7 protein-coding genes are annotated in these 7,132 nt (G+C 70.3%); 3 read left to right on the top strand and 4 right to left on the bottom strand.

Features of this window, described 5'->3' with window-relative positions; translation table 11 throughout:
- A partial coding sequence (locus tag NON22_RS17920) for a glycosyltransferase family 2 protein (RefSeq protein ID WP_257388314.1) occupies positions 1-1,029 on the top strand: 1,029 nt, incomplete at its 5' end.
- A gap of 16 nt (positions 1,030-1,045) precedes the next feature.
- Here NON22_RS17920 and NON22_RS17915 read toward each other — a convergent pair.
- The 4 genes from NON22_RS17915 to NON22_RS17900 all read right to left on the bottom strand — a co-directional run bounded on the left by NON22_RS17915 (position 1,046) and on the right by NON22_RS17900 (position 5,908).
- On the bottom strand, positions 1,046-3,826 hold the full coding sequence (locus NON22_RS17915; protein WP_257388313.1) for a C25 family cysteine peptidase: 2,781 nt from the start codon (positions 3,824-3,826) through the stop codon (positions 1,046-1,048).
- 138 nt (positions 3,827-3,964) lie between these two features.
- Complete coding sequence (locus NON22_RS17910; RefSeq protein WP_257388312.1) at positions 3,965-4,603, bottom strand: hypothetical protein; 639 nt, start codon at positions 4,601-4,603, stop codon at positions 3,965-3,967.
- A gap of 83 nt (positions 4,604-4,686) precedes the next feature.
- Complete coding sequence (locus tag NON22_RS17905) at positions 4,687-5,454, bottom strand: M90 family metallopeptidase (RefSeq protein ID WP_306673887.1); 768 nt, start codon at positions 5,452-5,454, stop codon at positions 4,687-4,689.
- A gap of 61 nt (positions 5,455-5,515) precedes the next feature.
- Positions 5,516-5,908 (bottom strand): hypothetical protein, encoded by a 393-nt coding sequence (locus NON22_RS17900; RefSeq protein ID WP_257388310.1) that lies wholly within the window; start codon positions 5,906-5,908, stop codon positions 5,516-5,518.
- A gap of 389 nt (positions 5,909-6,297) precedes the next feature.
- Between NON22_RS17900 and NON22_RS17895 the strand changes: the two genes are divergently transcribed.
- A complete protein-coding gene (locus NON22_RS17895) occupies positions 6,298-6,615 on the top strand; it encodes a hypothetical protein (protein WP_257388309.1) in 318 nt (105 codons plus the stop codon).
- A 116-nt stretch (positions 6,616-6,731) separates the two neighbouring features.
- Positions 6,732-7,132 (top strand): DAK2 domain-containing protein (locus NON22_RS17890; protein ID WP_257388307.1); only part of this gene is annotated, 401 nt, incomplete at its 3' end.

Below are 7,132 nucleotides of genomic sequence, written 5' to 3'. Positions count from 1 at the left end.
CGGCCGCGCGCGGCCGTCGTGCTCGTCAACTACAACACCGCCGACCGCAGCCTGCGCTGCGTCGCTTCATTGCAGCCGCTGGCCGAACGCATACGCCTGATCGTCGTCGACAGCGGCTCGGCCGCCGCCGACCTCGCCGCGCTGCGCACCGGACTCGCCGCGGCCTGGCCCGCGGCCGAGCTCGTCGCGAGTCCGCTGAACATCGGCTTCGCCGCGGGCTGCAACCGCGCGATCGCGCGCGCCTTGGCCGATCCCGGCATCTCCCACGTGCTGCTGCTCAACAACGACGCCGTGGCCGCGGCCGGACTGCAGCCCTGGCTGCTCGCGCACCTGGACGGCCGCGCCGACGCCGACCTCGCCGGCGGCCGCGTGCTCAAGCTCGCCGGCGGCAGCGACGAGGTGGATTCGCTCGGCATCGCGTTCTACCGCAGTCTGCTCGCGTCCAACCGTCTCGATGCGCAGGACCCGTACTTCGGTCCGACCGGCGGCTGTGCGCTGTATGCGCGCCGCGTGCTCGAAGCGCTGCAGGCCGCCCACGGCTACGTGTTCGACGAGGAGTTCTTCTGCTATGCGGAGGACACCGACGTCGCCGCGCGCGCGCTGCTGCTCGGTTTCACACCGGGCTATACCGACGAGGTGCTCGCGCGCCACGAGGGCCAGGCGTCCAGCGGCGGCGGCTTCAACGATTTCGTGCTCTACCACGGCATCCGCAATTCGCTGTGGATGCTGCTCAAATGCGTGCCGGCCGGACTGATCCTGCGCCACCTGCCGTCGCTCGTAGCGATTCATGCGGGCATCGTGCTGCGCCACGGCCTGCGCGGCAAAGGCCGCGTCGTGTTCCGCCTCTATCGCGACGCCGTGCGCGGCAGCCTGCGCATGCTGCGCAAGCGCCGGCGCATCCAGGCCGGCAGGCGCATCGCGCCGGCGGCCTTCGCGCGCCATCTGAGCCGCCGTTTCTACGACCGCGGCTACGTGCGCAACGCGCTGCGCGATCTCTGGGCTGCGCTGCGCGGTCAGCCGCGCCGCTGAGCGGCGCGGCGCGCGCTCACTGCGTCGCGACCTTCGCGTTGTGGACGGTGCCGGTCTTCCTGGTGGGATCGGTCCTGGGGTCGATCTTGCCGGCGTCGGCGGCGCGCGCCGGCTGGTCGAAACCGGTGCGCAACAGCACTTCGCCGGCGCCGACCACGTCGTCGCTCGTGCGCAGCGCGTCGAGCGGCTTGCGCAGCGCGACGGCGCCGGCGGAAACCGCCGGCTTGTCCGGCGTGCTCACCGCCTTGGTGAGATCCACGCGCGCGATCGCGTCGAACGGATTGTGCGGATCGGCCACGTAGCCGCGCACCTCGGCCGCGCGCGCGCGGACGTCGGCCGGCGGCTCGGGCAGGCTGAAGCGCTGGCCGAGCACGGCGAAGCGCGACGAGTGCAGCACCTTGCCGTGCTCGTCGAGCCAGGTGGCCTCCGCCGAGCCGCGGAACGTGCCGCGGTCGATCTGCGCTTCGATACGGTCGGGACCGAACGGCTGCGGCTTGCGCACGAGACGGAATTCGCCGGCCGGCCGCTCCAGCACCACGGCCGGGTCGCCGAGCAGGTTGTAGGTTTCCACGAGGGTCGCGTCCTGGGTGCTCTTCTTGCCCGCGACGATGGACTCGCCGATCGAACGGCCCGGCTTGACGAGCTCGGCGACGATGGCCTTGCTGTAGGTGGCCGACGGCGAGTTGCGCCACGACGCCGCGAACACGGCGATCGCGCCGCGGCCGGTTTCGCGCAGGAAGCGCTCGCCGATCGAGTCTTCGGTCGGGTTGTCGAACGGCGCGGAATAGCAGGTCATCGACAGCACCATCGGCAGGCGGCTGGCGTTGTGCAGGCCGGACACGTCCTCGAGCGTGAACAGGTCGTGGTTCTTGCGCAGGTCAGGCGGGCCGGTGCGCCAGATGTAGCGGCCGCCGTGGCCGATGAAATGCACGAGCAGGCGGCCGTCGTTGAGGCCGTCCTTGATCGAGGACTGGTGCGCGAGGTTGTCCTTCTCGTCGGCGCTCGCGTAGACCTTGTCGCTGAGGAAGCCGTCCTTCTCGAGCGAGCCGGCGATCTCGTCCGAGGTTTTCTTGAAGTACTCGCTCTCGTCGGTGATGAACATCACGTCGCGGCGCCAGGTGCCGAGCTGGGGCGTGCTCAGGTAGTCGATCGTCTTGTCGACGATGGCCTTGACCTCGGCCGGCTCGACGACCGGGAAACGGCCGATCGCGATGACCGGATGCAGCGGGTCGTCGCCGACGCTGACGAAATGGTTGTCGCTGGCCGACTGGCCGTCGTAGGACATGAACTGCCAGGTCGGGATCAGCGCGCGGTGCTTGAGGTCGGCCGGCGTATCGGCATACGGCGTGCTCGGGATGTCGCCGAACTGGCCCGGCATCAGCAGCTCCGAGTCGGCCCACTTGGCGAGGTTGCGCCGGTCGATGCGCTGGTGGCGGATGTCGAAGCTCGCGTCGCCGACGAGCAGTGCGAAGCGCGGCCGCGGTTCCGGCCAATCGGTATAGGCCTGCCGCATGAAGCTGCGGATCGCCTGCGGGTGGGTGATGCCGTCGTTGAACTGGTCGTAGACCTCTTCCACGTCGAGCACGGCGACCTTGAGGCCGCGCCGGCGATGGAACTCGGCCAGCGGCTGGATCGCGTCGATCAGGCGCGAATGGCTGATGATGAGGTAGTCGACCGGCGCGTCGGGCTTGTGCCAGTTCCGGTTGCCGACCGCGCGGACCTTCAGCGGCGCGAGGAAGGCGTCGTCGACGACCGGGTACAACGTGGCGTTGCCGTCGACGCGGCCGAGATCGCCGTCGGCCGCGGTCCAGCGCCGCGCGTCGTCGCCGTAGACGGCCAGCGCGCCGCCTGCGTGGCGCAGCGCGATCTTGCCGGCGCCGGCGACGCGGATCGGTTCGGCCGAGCGCGTGAGATCGCCGTTGACCGGATAGTCGACGTCGACCGAATTGAACATGACCACGTCGACGGCGAAGTTCGGATCGTTGGGCTTGACCGGCCGCTTGGGCACGCTGAGCGTCAGCCGGTTGCCTTTCTCTTGCAGCTGCGCGGCCGGCACGGTCACGATCTGCTCGACTTCGGCGCGGCCGTCCCACTGGAACGTGGCGACATGCCTGCCGCCGAGCTGCAGGTTCACGACATGGTCGATCAGCTGCTGCGCCGCATCCGCGCCGATCATGCGCGGCGTGGTCGACATGCCGCGGAACTTCAGGCGCAGGGTGGCGTTGCCGCCGCGCGCGGCGAGGTCCGGCAGGTCCAGATCGAGCGCGAACGGTTCGGGATCGACGTGGGTGAGCTTGGCCCAGTGCCAGAAATCCGCCTCTTCCCAGGCTTTCACCTCGTTCTGATTCAGGCGAATCATGAGGTTTTCCTGCTCGAGGTGCAGGCGCCGGTTCAGCGCGGCGGGCGCCGCGGCCGGCCCGGGCGCGACGTCGGCGATGCGCGCGTGCGTGCCTTCCGCCGCCGACAGCACATAGACGTTGACCGTGCTGAAGGCATCGAACCACGACTGCGGGCCGTGCAGCGGCTGGCCTATCCACTCGATGCGGTCGCCGGGCTGCAGGGTCTTGCCTTCGCCGCTCAGGCGGATCGGCACTTCGCTGCCGCGCTGGGTCAGCTTCAGCGATTCACGCGGACAGTCGGCCAGGCCCGGCGCGGCCGCGACGATGCGGGCCTGGTCCAGCGCATAGACGCCGGCATGTTCGATTTCGATGTGCACGCTGCCGCTGCAGGCCAGGACGGCGGAAGACGGCAGCGCGAGAAGACCCAGCAAAGCGACACGAAGGATAGGCAACTGCATGAGCGAGCGGAACCTGCGGAACGTCGATGCGACCGAATCCGACAGGCTACCGATTGGTCAAGTTCTATGCAAACCCGTTCACGTTCCGCTGCGGCGGGACGCGGCGCCCGCGCGGCCGGGCGTGCCGCGCGGCGGAAATCAGGGGTTTTCGAAGCCGTTCTTGAACAGCGCGTCGGTCTGGTCGATGTACAAGGTCGCTGCGTTGATCGAGCCGGTGTTGGCGTCGCCGGCATCCCAGAACGTCAGGGTCCAGGTGCCGTTCGCGAGTTCCGGCGCGAGGTTGCGGAACGCGGTCGCCAGCAGGGTAGGCGCACCGCCGGGATCCTGTCCGCCCGGCTCGGCGGCGCGGTAGGTGCCGATCGGGACGGTCGGGAAGGCGCTGCCCCACCAGTCGCGCTCGCCGTCGTCCTGGAACGTGTAGAGGCCGTTGAGCACGCCGTTGTGGCCGCAGCCGTTCGGCACGTTGGATCCGGTATGGCTGAAGACGATCTTGGACGGGCTGCCGCCGGGTGCGGCGAGCTTCACGACGAGATCGCCGCGCCAGGAATGGACCAGGTCCATGCCCAGTTTGACGCCGACGATCGGATAGACCAGACCGTTGACATCGAAGCTCACGACGCGCGGCTGGCCGAGGTTGTTGACGCCGCAGCTCGGGGAGCCGGCCGGCGCGTCGGCGATCGCGCCGGTATTCGTGCCGGTATACGTCTCGACCGCGAAAACGGGCGAGGAAGCCAGGAGGCCGAGGCCGAGCCAGGCCAGAACTGCGGTGCTGCGCATGCCTTCCACTCCGGAAACGACAGAGAAAACCGCGGCAGTGTAGCCGAAACCTCCGCCGCCGACGGCAACCGCTGCCGTGCCGTTCAGATTGCAGCCGTGCCGGCGGCCGGCCGGAACAGTCGCTGCAGCAGCGCCGCGACGGCCGGCATTGCGTCCTCGACGAGCGCCGCGTCGGAATGCCAGGCCTCGACCAGGCAGGCGAAGAATTCGTCCGGACTTTCGGCCGCGTACGGATCGATCGCGGTGTCCTCGCCGGCATCCACGGCCGTGCAGTGCCTGTCGTAGGCCTGCTGGAACGTGCGTATCCATTCGCTGCGCGACAGCCGCGCCGGCAGCGGCGGCACGCCGTCGCTGCCGCCGTCGAGCATGTCGAGCTTGTGCGCGATCTCGTGGATGACGACGTTGAAGCCCGCGTGCGGATCGGCCAGGTCCTGGGCGACGTCGGCCCAGGACAGCACGAGCGGGCCGCGCTCCCAGGCTTCGCCGATCAGGCTGTCGTCGCCCTCGGTGACGACGCCGGTGTCCTCGTCGTGGTGTTCGCGGCGCACGCGGAATTCGCCGGGATAGACCAGCACCTGGCGCCAGCCGCGCAGATGGTCGTAGCCCAGCGCGAGCACCGGCAGGCAGGCCTGGGCCGCGATCAGCAGGCGCCGGTGCGCGTCGAGCTCGGCGCCGGCCAGCGCGAAGAACTGCTTGTCGGCGAGAAAGCGCGCGCAGAATTCGCGCAGCCGCGCGGCATCGGCCGCATCGAGCGCGGCGACCAGCGCCGACTCGGCTACGACGGCCTGCCAGGCCGCGTCGTCGATGGGATGGGAGCGAGGGCGCCAGCGCTCGCGAAGACGGCGCAACAGATCGATCACGCGCGCATCATGCCCTGCGCCGGGCGCAGGGCGGAAGCGTCGGAGCTTGCGGTTACTTGATCGAGCCCGGCAGTACCGACTGCCAGCGCAGTCCGCCGCCGCGCGGCTTCTGCGGAATCGCGGCCTCGGCCGACGGCAGCGTGACGGCGGCCGCGCTGCCGGTGCTGCTGCCGCCGCCTTCCGCGACGGCCGGTTCGTTGGAGGATGCGTTGTCGGCGACCGCGCCGCGCGCGTCCATCGGCACGCTGACCGGCGCGCTCTGACCGTCGTGATAGATCACGCGGGCGTTGGCGGCGGCCGGCTGGATGTCGCAGTCCTGGCGCGTCTGCGCGAGGGCCACGCCGCTCGGCGCGGCGGCGCCGAGCATGAAATCGTCCGCATGGCTGACGCCGGCCAACAGCGCCAGGCCCAGCAGCAGGATCAGTGATCGCGAAGTGATGAGCATCGGTGGCTCCGGGTAGCGGAACGCTGGCACGGGCTCGCGGGAGGTCGGCATGCTCGCACGATTGCTCCGGTCTAGCCAGCGGGTCGCCGGACTACAGCAGGGTTCGTGCCAACCGTCGCGCGCCTCCCCAGGCCTTGCGCAACAAGGGCTTGAAGTCATGGTCAGTGTCCGGACTGTCCGCTGTGGCCGCAGCGGACAGGCGACGGACAGTGCCTCTGATGCGCCGAGGCGAGAATCGGTTGCGTGGCCATGCACTTGCGTTGCACTGCAGCATCGGGCCGGAGCGGGACGGCTGTTTGCGCAGGCGCCGCTGCGGCGGCACGACGTTCCGGCGACGCCATGGCACCGCCAGCCGCCGCCTCTCCTCGGCAGGTCCGGAGATTCTTCCAGTGAATCTGTTCCCCTGCCCCGCGTGCGCGGAACCGGCTTTCTCCTACGGACAAAAAAGCCTGGTTCGGACCGCGGGGCAGCGCGCGCCACCGGCATGGCGCGCGCGCGTCGGCGTCGCGGCGCTGCCGAGCGTGATCCTGCTGCCCCTGGCCTCGCTGACGCTTCCGTTCGGATTCACCGGCGGGTTCTGGTTGTGCCAATCGGCCGGATCGCTGGTCCTGTCCCTGGCGGGCGGCCTGGCCGGCGCCGCAGTGCAGCCGCTGCCGTTCGCGTTCGGGCACACGCGCCTCGCGCCGCTGGTCGTGCGCGAACGCTGACCGATCGTGTGCACGCCGCATCGCGACGCTCGAAGCGATGCGATCGATGCCGGCCGGCCGCCTTTCGCGCTGCAGTGCAGCGCGCCTGTGTCGGGCTGAGCTGGCTAGACTCGGGCATGAACAGCGTTTCGGCAGAACTCGGACTGATACCGCGCGGCTGGCGGCCCGGCGGCATCGCGCTCAAGCGCGGCCTGCTCGCCGGCATACGCCGTGTGCTCTCGCGCCGCGACGCGATCAACCGCATCAACGTGTTTCCGGTCGCCGACGGCGATACCGGATCGAATCTCGCATTCACCCTGAGCGCCGTCGAGCAGGCGCTGCGGCCGCTGCGTCTCGGCAGCGCCGGCGGCCTGCTGCGCCGTGCCGGCGACGAGGCCATCGACGGCGCGCGCGGCAATTCCGGCGCGATCCTCGCGCAGTTCCTGCAGGGCGTCGGTGAATACCTGGGCGACCAGCCGCGGCTGGGCCTGGCCGAGCTCGCGGCGGCCTCCGCCCACGGCGCCGGCCAGGCGCGCGG

This window comes from Tahibacter caeni (assembly GCF_024609805.1).
In the GTDB taxonomy this organism is placed as follows: Bacteria; Pseudomonadota; Gammaproteobacteria; order Xanthomonadales; family Rhodanobacteraceae; genus Tahibacter; species Tahibacter caeni.
This window is presented reverse-complemented; position numbering and strand designations above follow the sequence as displayed.